Raw genomic sequence first — 15,065 nt, 5'->3', positions numbered from 1 at the left:
CGCACCTTCGCACACATCCAACCCAGGAGGCCTTCGCTCGATGTATCACGGTGAACGTTTCAACGCCTGGACCCACCTGGTCGGCGCCATGCTGGCCGCGTTGGGCGCGCTTTGGCTGATCATTGCCGCGGGATTGCAGGGCGATCCGTGGAAGATCGTCAGCTTCTCCATCTACGGCTTCACTCTGCTGTTGCTCTACAGCGTCTCGACCGTCTACCACAGCACCCGCGGTCGGGCGAAGGTGATCATGCGCAAGCTCGATCATCTGTCGATCTATCTGCTGATCGCCGGCAGCTACACACCGTTCTGCCTGGTCAGCCTGCGCGGCCCCTGGGGCTGGAGCCTGTTCGGCGTGGTCTGGGGGCTGGCGCTGATCGGCATGCTGCAAGAGATCAAGCCGCGCTCCGAAGCGCGGGTGCTGTCGATCGTCATCTATGCCTTGATGGGCTGGATCGTGCTGGTAGCGGTCAAACCGCTGCTGGCGACCCTGGGCACGGCGGGCTTCGCCTGGCTGGCGGCCGGTGGCGTGTTCTACACGGTGGGCATCCTCTTCTTCGCCCTGGACCGACGACTGCGCCATGGGCACGGCATCTGGCACCTGTTCGTCATCGCCGGCAGCCTGCTGCACTTCATCGCAGTGTTCTTCTACGTCCGTTGAAAGCCCGTCCGGCCTACGGCGGTGGCATGCCGCAGGCCGGGTGAGCTGCGCACGGGTCTAGAAATCGCCCCACAACTGCTGGGCCACCGACAGCGCCACCACCGGCGCGGTCTCGGTGCGCAGCACCCGTGGGCCAAGGCGCGCGGCGTGGAAGCCGGCTTCGCTGGCCTGCGCCACTTCGGCATCGTTCAAGCCGCCTTCCGGTCCGATCAGAAACGCCAGGCGCGCAGGCTTGGGGTGAGTGGTCAGCGGCTCGGCTACAGGGTGCAGCACCAGCTTGAGGTCGGCGTCGACGTCGCCCAGCCATTCGGCCAGGGTGCGCGGCGGATGGATCAGCGGCAGGGTCGAGCGGCCGCACTGCTCGCAGGCACTGATCGCCACCTGGCGCCAGTGGGCCAGACGCTTGTCGGCGCGCTCGTCCTTCAAGCGCACTTCACAGCGCTCGCTGACGATGGGGGTGATCTCGTTGGCGCCCAGCTCCGTGGCTTTCTGGATCGCCCAGTCCATGCGCTCGCCGCGCGACAGGCCTTGGCCCAGGTGCACGTGCAGGGGCGAGTCGGGTTGGCCGGGCAGGGCTTGGTCGAGGCTCACCCGTACGGTCTTCTTGCCGACTTCGAGCAGGTGGCCGAGGAACTCCTGGCCGCTGCCGTCGAACAGCTGCACGGCGTCGCCGGTGGCCATGCGCAGCACGCGGCCGATGTAGTGGGCCTGAGCTTCGGGCAGGGTGTGCTCGCCGAGGGAGAGAGGGGCATCGATGAAGAAACGGGACAGGCGCATGTAGGGCTCGGATAGGGAGGACGGGGACTGTGCTTGGCGCAGGCGGGCGGGGTTGGGGCCGGCCCGCCTGCGCCGCGCTTGGCGAGGCGTTGTGGGCGCTACCGCTCACCGCAGCGAACGGCCGTCGCTGCGAGGGCGCGCGGCGCAGCCATCAACCCGGGTCGCGAAAATCGGGATGGAAATCGGCCGGCACGGCCACGCTGACGTGCTCGCGGGTGGCGATGTCGATGCCTTCGCTGGCCACTTCGGCGAGGAAGTCGATCTGCTCGGGGGTGATCACGTAGGGCGGCAGGAAGTACACCACGCTGCCCAGTGGCCGCAGCAAGGCGCCGCGGCTCAGGGCGTGCTCGAACACCTTCAGGCCGCGCCGCTCCTGCCAGGGGTAGGCGGTTTTGCTCGGTCGATCCTTGACCATCTCGATGGCCAGGGCCATACCGGTCTGGCGGATCTCTCCGACGTGGCGGTGTTCGGACAGGTGCGCGGTGGCGCTGGCCATGCGGCTGGCCAAGGCCTTGTTGGCTTCGATCACATCGTCTTCGGCGAAGATGTCCAAGGTCGCCAAGGCGGCGGCGCAGGCCAGCGGATTGCCGGTGTAGCTGTGCGAGTGGAGGAAGGCGCGCAGGGTCGGGTAGTCGTCGTAGAAGGCCTGGTAGACCTTGTCGGTGGTCAGGCAGGCGGCCAGCGGCAGATAACCGCCGGTCAGGGCCTTGGACAGGCAGAGGAAATCCGGGCGGATGCCGGCCTGTTCACAGGCGAACATCGTGCCGGTACGACCGAAGCCGACCGCGATTTCGTCGTGGATCAGGTGCACGTCGTAGCGGTCGCAGGCCTCGCGCAGCAGCTTGAGGTACACCGGGTGGTACATGCGCATGCCGCCGGCGCCCTGGATCAACGGTTCGACGATCACCGCGCTGATGGTCTCGTGGTGTTCGGCCAGGGTCTGTTCCATGGCGGCGAACAGTGTGCGCGAGTGCTCCTCCCAGCTCACGCCCTCAGGGCGGTGGTAGCAGTCGGGACTGGGCACTTTGAGGGTGTCGAGCAGCAGCGCCTTGTAGGTTTCGGTGAACAGCGGCACGTCGCCCACCGACATGGCGGCGATGGTCTCGCCGTGGTAGCTGTTGGTCAGGGTGACGAAGCGTTTCTTCTGCGGCCTGCCGACGTTGTGCCAGTAGTGGAAGCTCATCTTTAGTGCCACTTCGATGCACGACGAGCCGTTGTCGGCGTAGAACACTCGGTCCAGGCCGTCGGGCGTCAGCGCCACCAGGCGCTCGGACAGCTCGATCACCGGTTGGTGGCTGAAGCCTGCGAGGATCACGTGCTCGAGCTGATCGACCTGATCCTTGATGCGCTGGCCGATGCGCGGGTTGGCGTGGCCGAACACGTTGACCCACCAGGAGCTGACCGCATCGAGGTAGCGCTTGCCTTCGAAGTCTTCCAGCCAGACGCCTTCGCCGCGCTTGATCGGGATCAGCGGCAGGTGCTCGTGGTCTTTCATCTGGGTGCAGGGGTGCCACAGGACCTCGAGGTCGCGCTGCATCCACTGTTGATTGAGCCCCATCGGCGGTTCTCCTGGCGGTATGGCGGTGTGAAAGCGCGTAAGCCTAAGAGAACCGGGCGGTAGGAACAACCCATGTAACTGATGCCAGGGTGCTAGCAGGGCAGCCGGGGCTCACGTATTCTAGGCGGCTCTTTGCGCAGGGCGGTCCGCTCTTGCGCGTCTTCACGTTTCTTTCTGATCTGGAGTCTGCCTCGATGGCTGCTGCTTGGGTGCGCGCGTGCGCGGTGATCATGATTGGCCTGTCCAGCGCCGCTGCGCAGGGGCAGGGCAAGGCTCCGACGGCCATCGTCGTCGGTGGCGGCCTGGCCGGCCTGACGGCGGCCTACGAGCTGCAGAACAAAGGCTGGCAGGTGACCTTGCTCGAAGCCAAGGCCAACCTGGGCGGGCGCTCGGGCCTGGCGACCAGCGAGTGGATCGGTAGCGACAAGGTCCAGCCGCTGCTCAACCAGTACTTGCAACAGTTCAAGCTGCAGACCCTGCCGGCGCCCGAGTTCGTGCGTACGCCCGGCTACCTGATCGACGGCGACTACTTCACCGAAGCGGACCTTGCCCTCAAGCAACCGGCCACCGCCGAAGCCCTCAAGCGTTACGAGAAGACCGTCGACGACCTGGCGCGCTCGATCGACGATCCGCTCAATCCTGCGGCCAACAGCACGCTGTTCGCCCTCGACCAGATCAACGTCGCCAACTGGCTCGACCGCCTGCAATTGCCGACCACCGCGCGCCAGTTGATCAACCAGGAAATTCGCAGCCGCTACGACGAGCCGTCGCGCCTGTCGCTGCTCTACTTCGCGCAGCAGAACCGCGTGTACCGCGGCGTCGACGACCGCGACCGGCGTGCGGTGCGCCTGCCGGGTGGCAGCCCGGTGCTGGCCCAGGCCTTCGTCAAGCAGGTCAAGACCATCAAGACCGATGCTGCGGTGACGTCCATCGTGCAGGACAAGAACGGCGTGACGGTCAAAGCCGGCAACGTGGGCTACACGGCCGACTATCTGGTCATGGCCGTGCCGCTGCGCGCCTTGGCCAAGATCCAGATGACGCCCGCGCTGGACAACCAGCACATGGCCGCGATCAAAGGCACCAACTACGGCTGGCGCGACCAGATCATGCTCAAGTTCAAGCAGCCGGTGTGGGAAAGCCGGTCGCGCATGTCGGGAGAAATCTACAGCAACGCCGGTTTGGGCATGCTGTGGATCGAGCCTGCGCTCAAGGGCGGCGCCAACGTGGTGATCAACCTGTCGGGCGACAACGCGCGCCTGCTGCAAGCCTTCGGCGACAAGCAGATGGTCGACCAGGTGCTGATCCGCATGCACGCGTTCTACCCCAAGGCCCGTGGCGCGTTCAGCGGTTATGAGGTGCGTCGTTACAGCACCGATGCCAGCACGGGCGGCGCCTACCTGGCCTATGGACCGGGGCAGATCAGCAAATACTGGCGGCTGTGGGAGCGGCCGGTGCAACGTGTAGCCTTCGCCGGCGAGCATACCGATGCGCTGTACCCGGGCACCCTGGAAGGCGCCTTGCGCAGCGGCCAGCGCGCCGCTAGCCAGGTGCAGGACCTGGCCGCGGGCAAGTCGTTCGAGCCGGTCAAGTCCGTGGCGGCCACGGCGGCGGCCGGTACTGCCAGCGCTGCCGGTGCGGCGGCGGCGAGCAAGCCGGGCTTCTTCGCCAACCTGTTCGGCAAGGGCGACAAGGCCGGGAAACCGCAAACGACGTCAGAGGCCAAGGCCGAGCAAGGCAAGCCGGGCTTCTTCTCGCGGCTGTTCGGCGGTGGCGACAAGGCCCAGAACGCGCCGGCCAAACCTGACGACAAGGCCCCATCGGCCAGCGCCGAGCCGGCCAAACCAGGGTTCTTCTCGCGCCTGTTCGGCCGGGGCGAGCCTGAGGCCAAGCCTGCGGCGGTCAGCCAACCGGAGCCTGCCGCACCTGCGGTAGCGCCTGCCCCGGTACCGGCTGTGGCCCCTGTCCCAGCGCCGGTTGCAGCGCCCGCACCGGCCAAGCCTGCGGCCAAGCCGGCGCTCAAACCTACGGCCAAGCCTGCTACGCACAAGCCGGCAGCCCACAAGAGCCAACCGGCCCACAAGCCTGCCAAGGCGGCACCGGCCAAAAAGCCGGCAGAGCCTGCGCAGAAGAAACCAGCGGTCAAGCAGGATCAGACTGGCGCCTGACGGCGAATGCTCTGAACCACTGCGGGTAGCCGGCGCTTCGGTTCACCCGCATGGGCGACGACGCTGTGGCCATCCAGGCGAAGCGATGTCGCCCAAGAACCCGAGCGCAACCTTCGGCCCGCTTCGCGGGCCATTGCGCATCAATGGCAATGCCAAATCGCTGCTGCGCCATTGCCTCGGATCACCCTTTAAAAAACCGTCTAGGGTTAACGTTTCCTTAATAGTGCTTGCAGACAATTACTATCGGTTTATTCGATATTTCAGAGCAGTTTTTTCTGCTTTTATTCGATACGTTAACGGGTAGTCTTGCCACAGCTTCCACGGGGAACGACAGCATCATGCAACTTCGCAATTCATCTTCTCGCTACGGCGTGGTCAGCATCGTCTTGCACTGGGGCGTAGCGCTCACGGTCTTCAGCCTGTTCGGGCTGGGTCTGTGGATGGTTGGGTTGGACTACTACGATCCTTGGCGCAAGGCCGGTCCAGACCTGCATAAAAGCATCGGCCTGGTGCTGCTGGCAGTCATGACCCTGCGGGTACTGTGGCGCCTGCTCAGTCCGCCACCGCCGGCGCTTGCCAGTCATGGTCGCTTCACGCGGATTGCGGCTCATCTGGGCCACCTGGGTCTGTACGCCGGGCTGTTCGCCGTGATGCTCGCCGGCTACCTGATCTCCACCGCCGATGGCGTGGGCATACCGGTATTCGGTATGTTCGAGGTGCCGGCGTTGGTCAGCAACCTGCCCGACCAGGCCGATCTTGCCGGCGAAGTCCATTTCTACCTGGCCTGGGGGCTGGTGGTTTTCGCCGGCCTGCATGGTCTGGCTGCACTCAAGCACCATTTCATCGACCGTGACGCCACCTTACTGCGCATGCTCGGTCGCAAAGCCTGAAACACCCACTCAATCGCAACGGAAGGAATCAAAGGATGTTGAAAAAGACCTTTGCCGCACTGGCTCTCGGTACTGCCCTGTTCGCTGCCGGTCAGGCCATGGCTGCCGACTACAAGATCGACAAGGAGGGCCAGCACGCTTTCGTCGACTGGAAGATCAGCCACCTGGGCTACAGCTTCATCCACGGCACCTTCAAGGACTTCGACGGCAGCTTCACTTGGGACAGCGCCAAGCCTGAAGCCAGCAAGATCAACGTCGACCTGAAAACCGCCAGCCTGTGGTCCAACCACGCCGAGCGTGACAAGCACATCGCCAGCGCCGACTTCCTCGACGTGAAGAAATACCCGGACGCCAAGTTCGTCTCCACCGCCGTCAAATCGACCGGTGACAAGACCGCCGACGTGACCGGCGACCTGACCCTGCACGGCGTGACCAAACCGGTCACCTTCAAGGCCACCTTCAATGGCGAAGGCAAGGACCCATGGGGCGGTGAGCGCGCAGGCTTCAACGCCACCACCACGCTCAACCTGAGCGACTTCGGCATCAAGGGCCCAGGCCCGACTTCGCAGACCCTCGACCTGGACATCAGCCTCGAAGGCGTGAAGCAGAAGTAACACATCTTGTAATCCGATGCCTTTTGCAGGCATCGGATTTATGCTTTCAGAGCTGCCAAGGCTAACGTCGTAGGGGCAGAGCCGGCCATATCAGTTACGCGCTGCCCTGATACGGCACAATATCGATCATGCTAGCAGGCGCGTCTGGCAGATTGAGTGCCTGGAGCGTTTGCCATACGCTATCTCCGCTTTTTATAACGCCCCAGCTCACAAAGAAGTTGGCCAGGTTCTGTCCGGCAAGCTGCGAAAGCGATGTTGCGAAATGGGTCAGATCGCTCGGGTAGCCAGGGTTGGATTGTGCCAGCTCTCGACAACGCCGATCCCAGTTTGGCAGAAAATTATTCCCATAATGCAGCCGCAGTTGCTCGAAGATCGCATGGGTATCGGGCGACGTAATGAATTCTTTGTCCGAACTTTGTCGGAGCCATTGATGCAATGAGGACCAGCGTCCTGGAAATACATCTGAGTACTGGTTCTTGTGCTGGCGACTGACGGCGAGGGCATAAATGTTGACTGACACCTCACTGAACGGAGAGACGCTATTGAGCTTGGTTTGGAAATGGTGTCCGTACTCATGCAGTGTTACCCATAGATTACGTGCTTTTCCTCCTACTAAAGCCAACATGTACTCATTGCCGGGCTGGGTGCGATGGGGCAAGCCGATATAGCCAGTCGTGGCGTGTGGAACTGCGCTAGAACTGCTCTCCACTGCATAAAGCCAGGTGTTGCTTTCACGATGAATCGCCTGTGGATCATTGACTTTGAAACCGGCAGCTTCAGTTTCCATCGCAATGACGTCTTCATGCGATCTAACGATTTCGCCCACATCATCGTGGGCAAAGAGCTTATAGGTATCGGGGTAGCAAGAGATGACTACCTGTTTCCCGACCATCTGCACAGGCCGTTTTGACTCATGGCCACGCATGCGATCCCAATCGGGGGGAGGCGTTTGCATCAATCTGTAGAATGGGATGGGTATTGCTTCTGGTCCGATGATTATCCGACAGGCCGACCGTCCCGTATTGGAAATATGCAAGACCCCACCTTGGTCCAGGGGTAATGTGTTGTAACCACGCTTGAGTTGAGTGATGCGCATGTTATCCGTCTGCTGTGACCGATCTTCTTCCCTCGCCATACCTTGAGTGCCTACGTACGCCAATACAACGCTGTCATCGCCTTCCAGCCAAAGGGTCACGCGAATACCATCAGGAATCCAGTAACCCGTAGGTTGATATTGCGCGCGCTGCTGACGCCAATGATAGAAGACCTGATCATCTGCCTGGGTCGCAGTCGGGAAGAATTCAATGGAGCGGGAATGGACAAAATAGTCGTTGGCCAAAACGGGCTCCGAGATCAACTGATCTTTGACGCGGACTAGAATGCTGTCAGGTGTCTGTAAGTAGCTAAGGGGTACGTTTGGATTGTTGAATGTGCCATCCGAATTAACAGCCCCAACACCTTTCCAAACTCCGTCAGAATACGCCTCTACCACGCCGCTCCGAGCTGAAGTGCTGCCGCGCATCTCGGCCACTTTTTTCTCGCCATCCTCCGTTTTTACCATGTCAATTCTAAGGGATAAGGTTTCAATAACTGGCTTCGTCTCGAAGGAAAGGTTTACGCCATCGACAAACAACGCCAGGCCGCTTCGACCAATGACACTTGTGGCCAGCGCTGGGAGGAAGAACGATCCTTGTCGGATCATTCCAAGCTCATGCATATTACCGTCGGCTTGTCTGAGATGGATACGGGTGCCATCGGGCAATGACGGCGTGGTCAGCTCTATCGCGAGGGTGTCCGACGAAATGGCATTAGCGACGACGCAGCAAGTCTGCGCTGTAGCGAAGGCTGATAGGCCTTCATCAGACATCGTCGGCGTCGAGCATTCAAAGTCGAGCAAGGGAGAAGAGGCAGGTGTTTTTTTGTTAGGCATTTGAAAATGCTCCGCTTGATAGGTAGCGGCAGCATGGTGGATGGTGCTTCGCGGGCGCAACTGACAAAAATAACAGTAAAAACGAGCGGCCCGTTATATAAAAGCTTCGCGCTCTATCCAGGTGGCAGAGTGCAACAGGTTTATTCTGACGGTACCAGCCTCTGTACGAAATTCGTAGAAACCCAGTCATTGCCCCGCCGTCGCAAGGATTTTGTAGATTCCTCAGCCATCAACGGAAAGGAATTCTGTGATGGCGAATCGGTACGAAATCTCGGACGAGGCCTGGGAGCTGGTCTCTGATCTTTTCACCGAAATACATAAGTGTGGTCGGCCTCGATTGAGTGACCGGCTGATGCTCAATGGCGTGCTTTGGGTGCTTTGTTCCGGCGCTGCCTGGCGCGCCATGCCGGAGCATTTCGGCCCATGGTCAACGGTGTATCAACGGTTTCGGGATTGGCGAAACAACGGGGCGTTTGACCGGATGCTCAAGCGCTTACACCTGCGACTGAACGAGCGAGGTTTGATTGATTTGCAGACCTGGATGATCGACTCGACCGCAGTGCGCGACACCCGAGCCTCATCAGGTGCTCGAAAAAAGGGGGCCTGACGAGGCTGCCGATCACGCCTTAGGCCGCAGCCGGGGGGCTGACAACTAAAATCCACATGCTCTACGACGCTAGTACGCTCCGCTTTTTCGCCTGTTTTCGCGGGGCCGCCATCGGCCTTGTCTGGCTAGCGTCTCAAAACCTTTCGTACAGACCCTAGCCCTGAACGGACACAGGATCTAGCGTTGACGGTATATCGCATGCCAGCGCTTATCTGTCAAAGCAAGCGGGCTCATTACAGCCCGCTTGTTCGTGATCAGCGATTACGCGTCAGCAATGCCGGACGTTCGCCACGCGGACGGTTCGGCAGGTCGTCGAGCTGCTCAGGGGTCGGATAGCGCTCCAGCTTGGATTCCTTGCGGATGATCACCGGCTGGTTCTGCTGCTCGCGCGGGTTGCGCACGGCAGGTTCCTGGCGAGGGCTGTCGTCGCGGCGATTGCGGCCACCGCCGTCACGGCGTGCGCCACCGGCGTTGGCATTATTGCGCGGGCCTTTGTCGCCGCCTGTGCGCGGACCGTTGTTACGCTGACCTGCACCTTGGCTGCGGCCCTGGCCTTGGCCCTGGGTCTGCCCGCCTGCGGCCGCGCCCGGGCGCCGGTTGCGGCCCTGGTTCTTGGTGTTCTGGTAAGGGCTGACGTAGTCGGCGCGATTACCGAAGTTGTCCACGTCGTCGTCGAGGAAGGCTTCAGGGTCACGGTTGCCGTTGTCAGCTGGCTTGCTGGCCTGGGCCGACTGCTGCGTGCGCGGCTTCTGCTGCTCGCGTGGCTTGCGCGGCTGCTGGCCTTGGCGCTGCTCGCCGGACTTGGCCTTTTCCGCCGGCTTGTCGGCGCTGGCTTGGCGCGTCTTGCCTTTGTCCTTGCCCTTGTCCTTGCGGCCGCCGCTGCCGGCGTTGGCGCCGTCGCCACGGCTCTGGCCGTTGCGCCCGCCGCGTGCGTTGGGCTGGGCGCGCTCGCGCACTTCCGGTTTTTCGACTTCGATCTTGCTGGCGTCGAAGCCCATCCAGTCGCCGTCGGCGATCTTCTGCCGGGTGACGCGCTCGATGCTCTTGAGCAGCTTCTCTTCGTCGGGTGCGACCAGCGAGATGGCCTCGCCCGAACGCCCGGCACGGCCGGTACGGCCGATGCGGTGCACGTAGTCTTCTTCGACGTTGGGCAGTTCGAAGTTGACCACGTGGGGCAACTGGTCGATGTCCAGGCCACGGGCGGCGATGTCGGTGGCGACCAGCACGCGCACGGTGTTGGCCTTGAATTCGGCCAGGGCTTTGGTGCGCGCGTTCTGGCTCTTGTTGCCATGGATCGCGGCGGCGGTCAGGCCGTGCTTTTCCAGGTACTCGGCCAGGCGGTTGGCGCCGTGCTTGGTACGGGTGAAGACCAGTACCTGTTCCCAGGCGCCGAGGGTGATCAAGTGCGCCAGCAAGGCGCGCTTGTGACCGGCCGGCAGGCGGTAGATGCGCTGCTCGATACGCTCGACGGTGGTGTTGGGCGGCGTGACCTCGATGCGCTCGGGGTTGTGCAGCAGCTTGTCGGCCAGGTCGGTGATGTCTTTGGAGAAGGTCGCCGAGAACAGCAGGTTCTGGCGCTTGGACGGCAGACGCGCGAGGACTTTCTTGACGTCATGGATGAAGCCCATGTCGAGCATGCGGTCGGCTTCGTCGAGCACCAGGATTTCCACGTGGGACAAATCCACGCTGCCCTGGCCAGCCAAGTCGAGCAGTCGGCCCGGGCAAGCCACCAGCACGTCGACACCCTTGGCCATGGCCTGCACCTGGGGGTTCATGCCGACACCGCCGAAGATGCAGGTACTGACCAGGCTCAGATCGCGGGCGTACAGCTTGAAGCTGTCGTGGACCTGGGCGGCCAGCTCGCGGGTGGGCGTGAGCACCAGCACGCGCGGTTGACGCGGGCCGTGGCGCTGGGATTTGTCGGGATGACCGGCGGGGAACAAACGCTCCAGGATCGGCAGGGCGAAGCCACCGGTCTTGCCGGTACCGGTTTGCGCGGCGACCATCAGGTCGCGGCCTTGCAACACGGCGGGAATGGCCCGCTGTTGCACGGGAGTGGGCTGGGTATAGCCCGCGGCCTCGATAGCGCGGACAAGTGCCTCGGAGAGACCGAGGGAAGCAAAGGACATGGGCAATCCTGTTCTCGTGTGGGCTGAGCCCGATGGGATGATCTGCCTGGCGCGACGGGCATCTGAGGAATGCGATCGCGTCCGGTCCAGCTGGGCGTGCACTGCGCATCGGGCGGGCGGCAAAGGCGCGTGGAGCTGCGTTTCTGCCGATCGGGATGCCTGTTACGAGGCCGAGCGTCCGGGCGTGAGCCTGGCGGGAAGGCCCGAGTATAACAGAGCAATCAGTGTGTGCTGAGCCCCTGTTGCTCAACGGCAGTGGCAAGGCTCGGATTCTGCTCGCCATAACGGCTCATGATGTGGGCGTAGGCCGGTTCGCGCTTGAATGCGCGCAGGGTTTCCGAGAAGGCCTCGGCGAGGACTTCACGGCCGGGTTTGCGCGCCAGGCCCAGGTACTGCGGCAAATCGTTGACCACCACCGGCAAGGCTTCGATCTGCTGCTCCAGGCCCAGGCGTTGCAGCAGATAGCGGCCGACATGGAGGTCGGTCACCACGAGGTCCACCCGACCCAGTGCCAGCTTGCCCAGGTTGGCGACGTGGGTCGGCGCCGATTCCCGACGGAAGTTGGCCGCAGTGTCGAAGGCCTCACCGTAGTCATAGCCCGACGAGGTGCCTACCGTGAGCCCGCTCAAATCCTGCAGCGTAGTGACCGAATGGGGACGTGCCCGGGCTTGGAACAGCACGAATTCGACCTGCGACAAGGGCTCTTCGGGATACAGCATGAAGGGTTCGCGGGAGGCCAGTTTGAACACGCCCAGGATACCGTCGGCCTGGCCCTGTTCGACCGCGGCCAGGCAGCGCTTCCACGGCATGAATCCCCACTCCACCTCGATGTGCAGGCGCTTGAACACTTCGGTGGCCACTTCGTAGTGCAGGCCGCGCGGCTGGCCGTTTTCCTGATAGATGTAGGGCGCCCAGTCGTCGCTGACGATGCGCAGCCGTTCGGCCTGGGCCAACGGGCTCAGGCAGATGAGCAGCAGGGTGCCGAACAGAGTCAGGAAGATGCGCATGTCGGCAGACTACCTGGGTGCTTCATGGATGAACAGGCGCGTGGTCTTCGTCGCTGTCAGCGCTGTGAACGGGCCAGCAAATGCACCCATCTCGCTGCGCCTCGGGTTTGGAGACAGCGCCATCGCACTGGCGCCCCAGGCATGTCGCGCCAGGTTTCGCGGACTGGACGACCGCGCGTCGCAGATCTGCGGGAGCGGGAGGGCGGGGTGTGCGGGCGGTGGTGCCATGCTTGACCTGCTTGCGGTGGAAGCAGTCGAGGCACGCGCATTCTGCCTGTGCCTCGACTGCCCGCTGGACAGGTGCAAACAGGTGTTATCAGCGCGGCAGGTTCAGGTTGTTCCAGATCGCCAAGCTCGGCTCGGCCTGGTTCAGCGTGTAGAAGTGCAGGCCCGGCGCGCCGCCGTCCAGCAGCTGCTCGCACATGCGTGTGATCACTTCTTCGCCAAAGGCCTGGATGCTGGCGCTGTCGTCGCCATAGGCTTCCAACTGCTTGCGGATCCAGCGCGGCAGTTCGGCACCGCAGGCGTCCGAGAAGCGCGCCAGCTTGCTGTAGTTGGTGATCGGCATGATGCCGGGCACCAGTGGAATGTCGACGCCCAGCTTCTGCACGCGCTCGACGAAGTGGAAGTAGCTGTCGGCGTTGAAGAAGTATTGGGTGATGGCGCTGTCGGCACCGGCCTTGGCCTTGGTGGCGAAGTTCTTCAGGTCGGCTTCGAAGCTATGTGCCTGAGGATGCATCTCCGGATAGGCCGCCACTTCCAGATGGAAGTGATCGCCGGTTTCCTCGCGGATGAACCGCACCAGGTCGCTGGCGTAGCGCAGATCGCCTGCGGCCATGCCCATGCCCGAAGGCAGGTCGCCACGCAGGGCGACGATGCGCTTGATGCCGGCTGCCTTGTATTGGGCGATCAGGGCACGCAGTTCGGTTTTGGTGTCGCCCACGCACGACAAATGCGGTGCGGCGGGCACCTGTACTTCGTTTTCCAGTTGCAGCACGGTGTTGAGCGTACGGTCGCGGGTGGAGCCACCGGCGCCATAGGTGCAGGAAAAGAAGTGCGGGTTGTACGTGGCCAATTGGCGGGCAACGGCCATCAGCTTGTCGTGGCCGGCTTCGGTCTTGGTCGGAAAGAATTCGAAACTGTAATTGCGGGGTTTGGACATCGGCTTTTTCCTGAGCAGCGAACCACGCGCTGCTAGTTGCAAGCTGCAAGTAAAAGCCAGGGCGACATGGGTCGGCCTGGCTGAACATCATTCCAATACTGCCTGTACAGCTGCAAGCGGGCGCACCCGAGGGTGCGCCTACCCGCAGTGGCCGCTTAGTAGCGGTAAGCCTCTGGCTTGAACGGACCTTCGACGGTCACGCCGATGTACTCGGCCTGCTGCGGGGTCAGCTGGGTGACCACGCCGCCGAAGCCGCGGACCATTTCCAGGGCCACTTCTTCGTCGAGTTTCTTCGGCAACACTTCAACGGTCAGGCGCTCGGCTTTCTTCGCGGCGTCCAGTTCGGCGTACTTCTGCTCGAACAGGAAGATCTGCGCCAGCACCTGGTTGGCGAACGAGCCGTCCATGATCCGGCTTGGGTGACCGGTAGCATTGCCCAGGTTCACCAGGCGGCCTTCGGCCAGCAGGATCAGGTAGTCGTCGTTCTGCGCGTCGAAGCTGCCGGCGCCGGTGCGGTGGATCTTGTGCACCTGCGGCTTGACCTCTTCCCAGGCCCAGTGCTTGCGCATGAAGGCGGTGTCGATCTCGTTGTCGAAGTGGCCGATGTTGCACACCACGGCGCGCTTCTTCAGGGCCTTGAGCATGTTGGCGTCGCAGACGTTGACGTTACCGGTGGTGGTGACGATCAGGTCGATGCGGCCGAGCAGGTCACGGTTGATGCCGTCTTCGGTGCCGGTGTTGATGCCGTCCTTGAACGGCGAGACCACTTCGTAGCCGTCCATGCAGGCCTGCATGGCGCAGATCGGGTCGACTTCGGTGACCTTGACGATCATGCCTTCCTGACGCAGCGACTGCGCCGAGCCCTTGCCCACGTCACCGTAGCCGATGACCAGCGCCTGCTTGCCCGACAGGAGGTGGTCGGTGCCGCGCTTGATGGCGTCGCTCAGGCTGTGACGGCAGCCGTACTTGTTGTCGTTCTTGCTCTTGGTGACCGAGTCGTTGACGTTGATCGCCGGGACTTTCAGTTCGCCCTTGGCCAGCATGTCGAGCAGGCGGTGCACGCCGGTGGTGGTCTCTTCGGTCACACCGTGGATCTTTTCCAGCATGGCCGGGTATTTCTTGTGCAGGATTTCGGTCAGGTCACCGCCGTCGTCCAGCACCATGTTGGCGTCCCATGGCTGGCCGTCCTTGAGGATGGTCTGCTCGATGCACCACTCGTACTCTTCCTCGGTCTCGCCTTTCCAGGCGAACACCGGGATGCCGGCGGCGGCGATGGCGGCGGCGGCCTGGTCTTGGGTGGAGAAGATGTTGCACGACGACCAGCGCACTTCGGCGCCCAGCACGACCAGGGTCTCGATCAGCACGGCGGTCTGGATGGTCATGTGGATGCAGCCGATGATCTTCGCGCCCTTGAGCGGAAGTTCGCCTTGGTACTTACGGCGCAGGCCCATCAGCGCGGGCATTTCCGATTCGGCGATGATGACTTCCTTGCGACCCCAGTCGGCCAGGGAAATGTCGGCGACTTTGAAATCGGAAAAACCGGCAGGCGTGTTTACAGCGCTCATCAA

Annotated in this window: 11 protein-coding genes and 1 pseudogene; 5 read left to right on the top strand and 7 right to left on the bottom strand. The window is 62.6% G+C overall.

Annotation, left to right across the window (positions count from 1 at the left end; genetic code table 11):
* The first annotated feature begins 40 nt into the window (after positions 1 to 40).
* Complete coding sequence (gene trhA, locus ACSMEV_RS01230; RefSeq protein WP_459206926.1) at positions 41 to 658, top strand: PAQR family membrane homeostasis protein TrhA; 618 nt, start codon at positions 41 to 43, stop codon at positions 656 to 658.
* Between the two features lie 57 nt (positions 659 to 715).
* Here the strand turns inward: trhA and ACSMEV_RS01225 are convergent, their stop codons facing one another.
* Together ACSMEV_RS01225 and ACSMEV_RS01220 are read right to left on the bottom strand one after the other, a co-directional pair.
* Positions 716 to 1,435 carry a 16S rRNA (uracil(1498)-N(3))-methyltransferase gene (locus ACSMEV_RS01225; RefSeq protein WP_459206925.1) on the bottom strand — a complete coding sequence of 240 codons (720 nt, stop codon included), beginning with the start codon at positions 1,433 to 1,435 and terminating at the stop codon, positions 716 to 718.
* 151 nt (positions 1,436 to 1,586) lie between these two features.
* A complete protein-coding gene (locus ACSMEV_RS01220) occupies positions 1,587 to 2,993 on the bottom strand; it encodes an adenosylmethionine--8-amino-7-oxononanoate transaminase (protein ID WP_459206924.1) in 1,407 nt (468 codons plus the stop codon).
* A 194-nt stretch (positions 2,994 to 3,187) separates the two neighbouring features.
* Here ACSMEV_RS01220 and ACSMEV_RS01215 point away from each other — a divergent pair, with 194 nt between their 5' ends.
* The 3 genes from ACSMEV_RS01215 to ACSMEV_RS01205 all read left to right on the top strand — a co-directional run bounded on the left by ACSMEV_RS01215 (position 3,188) and on the right by ACSMEV_RS01205 (position 6,662).
* On the top strand, positions 3,188 to 5,158 hold the full coding sequence (locus ACSMEV_RS01215) for a flavin monoamine oxidase family protein (protein ID WP_459206923.1): 1,971 nt from the start codon (positions 3,188 to 3,190) through the stop codon (positions 5,156 to 5,158).
* Positions 5,159 to 5,496: 338 nt separating this feature from the next.
* Positions 5,497 to 6,048: a cytochrome b gene (locus ACSMEV_RS01210; protein WP_459206922.1), complete on the top strand. Its 552-nt coding sequence runs from the start codon at positions 5,497 to 5,499 to the stop codon at positions 6,046 to 6,048.
* Between the two features lie 35 nt (positions 6,049 to 6,083).
* Positions 6,084 to 6,662, top strand: coding sequence for a YceI family protein (locus ACSMEV_RS01205; protein ID WP_459206921.1), 579 nt, complete (start codon positions 6,084 to 6,086; stop codon positions 6,660 to 6,662).
* Between the two features lie 94 nt (positions 6,663 to 6,756).
* Here the strand turns inward: ACSMEV_RS01205 and ACSMEV_RS01200 are convergent, their stop codons facing one another.
* Positions 6,757 to 8,592, bottom strand: a complete 1,836-nt coding sequence (locus ACSMEV_RS01200) for a M60 family metallopeptidase (RefSeq protein WP_459206920.1) — start codon at positions 8,590 to 8,592, stop codon at positions 6,757 to 6,759.
* A 250-nt stretch (positions 8,593 to 8,842) separates the two neighbouring features.
* On the opposite strand from ACSMEV_RS01200, the pseudogene ACSMEV_RS01195 reads away from it, so the two are divergent.
* A pseudogene (locus ACSMEV_RS01195) lies at positions 8,843 to 9,285 on the top strand (IS5 family transposase); the annotation flags it as partial.
* A 168-nt stretch (positions 9,286 to 9,453) separates the two neighbouring features.
* On the opposite strand, the gene ACSMEV_RS01190 reads toward ACSMEV_RS01195, so the two are convergent.
* The 4 genes from ACSMEV_RS01190 to ahcY all read right to left on the bottom strand — a co-directional run bounded on the left by ACSMEV_RS01190 (position 9,454) and on the right by ahcY (position 15,062).
* On the bottom strand, positions 9,454 to 11,328 hold the full coding sequence (locus tag ACSMEV_RS01190) for a DEAD/DEAH box helicase (RefSeq protein ID WP_459206919.1): 1,875 nt from the start codon (positions 11,326 to 11,328) through the stop codon (positions 9,454 to 9,456).
* A gap of 221 nt (positions 11,329 to 11,549) precedes the next feature.
* Positions 11,550 to 12,335, bottom strand: a complete 786-nt coding sequence (locus tag ACSMEV_RS01185) for a substrate-binding periplasmic protein (RefSeq protein ID WP_459206918.1) — start codon at positions 12,333 to 12,335, stop codon at positions 11,550 to 11,552.
* Positions 12,336 to 12,651: 316 nt separating this feature from the next.
* Positions 12,652 to 13,497 carry a methylenetetrahydrofolate reductase [NAD(P)H] gene (gene metF, locus ACSMEV_RS01180; protein WP_459206917.1) on the bottom strand — a complete coding sequence of 282 codons (846 nt, stop codon included), beginning with the start codon at positions 13,495 to 13,497 and terminating at the stop codon, positions 12,652 to 12,654.
* Positions 13,498 to 13,652: 155 nt separating this feature from the next.
* Positions 13,653 to 15,062, bottom strand: a complete 1,410-nt coding sequence (gene ahcY, locus ACSMEV_RS01175) for an adenosylhomocysteinase (RefSeq protein ID WP_296266186.1) — start codon at positions 15,060 to 15,062, stop codon at positions 13,653 to 13,655.
* Positions 15,063 to 15,065: the final 3 nt, after the last annotated feature.

It is taken from the genome of Pseudomonas sp. MLB6B, from assembly GCF_054508135.1.
Note: the sequence above shows the minus strand (reverse complement) of the source record. Positions and strands in the feature narration are given on the sequence as shown.

Coding starts and splice junctions, on each gene's coding strand:
- ACSMEV_RS01185 (WP_459206918.1), bottom strand. CDS start 12,335: ATGCGCATCTTCCTGACTCTGTTCGGCACCCTGCTGCTCATCTGCCTG.
- ACSMEV_RS01205 (WP_459206921.1), top strand. CDS start 6,084: ATGTTGAAAAAGACCTTTGCCGCACTGGCTCTCGGTACTGCCCTGTTC.
- ACSMEV_RS01225 (WP_459206925.1), bottom strand. CDS start 1,435: ATGCGCCTGTCCCGTTTCTTCATCGATGCCCCTCTCTCCCTCGGCGAG.
- ACSMEV_RS01190 (WP_459206919.1), bottom strand. CDS start 11,328: ATGTCCTTTGCTTCCCTCGGTCTCTCCGAGGCACTTGTCCGCGCTATC.
- metF (WP_459206917.1), bottom strand. CDS start 13,497: ATGTCCAAACCCCGCAATTACAGTTTCGAATTCTTTCCGACCAAGACC.
- ACSMEV_RS01215 (WP_459206923.1), top strand. CDS start 3,188: ATGGCTGCTGCTTGGGTGCGCGCGTGCGCGGTGATCATGATTGGCCTG.
- ahcY (WP_296266186.1), bottom strand. CDS start 15,062: ATGAGCGCTGTAAACACGCCTGCCGGTTTTTCCGATTTCAAAGTCGCC.
- ACSMEV_RS01200 (WP_459206920.1), bottom strand. CDS start 8,592: ATGCCTAACAAAAAAACACCTGCCTCTTCTCCCTTGCTCGACTTTGAA.
- ACSMEV_RS01210 (WP_459206922.1), top strand. CDS start 5,497: ATGCAACTTCGCAATTCATCTTCTCGCTACGGCGTGGTCAGCATCGTC.
- trhA (WP_459206926.1), top strand. CDS start 41: ATGTATCACGGTGAACGTTTCAACGCCTGGACCCACCTGGTCGGCGCC.
- ACSMEV_RS01220 (WP_459206924.1), bottom strand. CDS start 2,993: ATGGGGCTCAATCAACAGTGGATGCAGCGCGACCTCGAGGTCCTGTGG.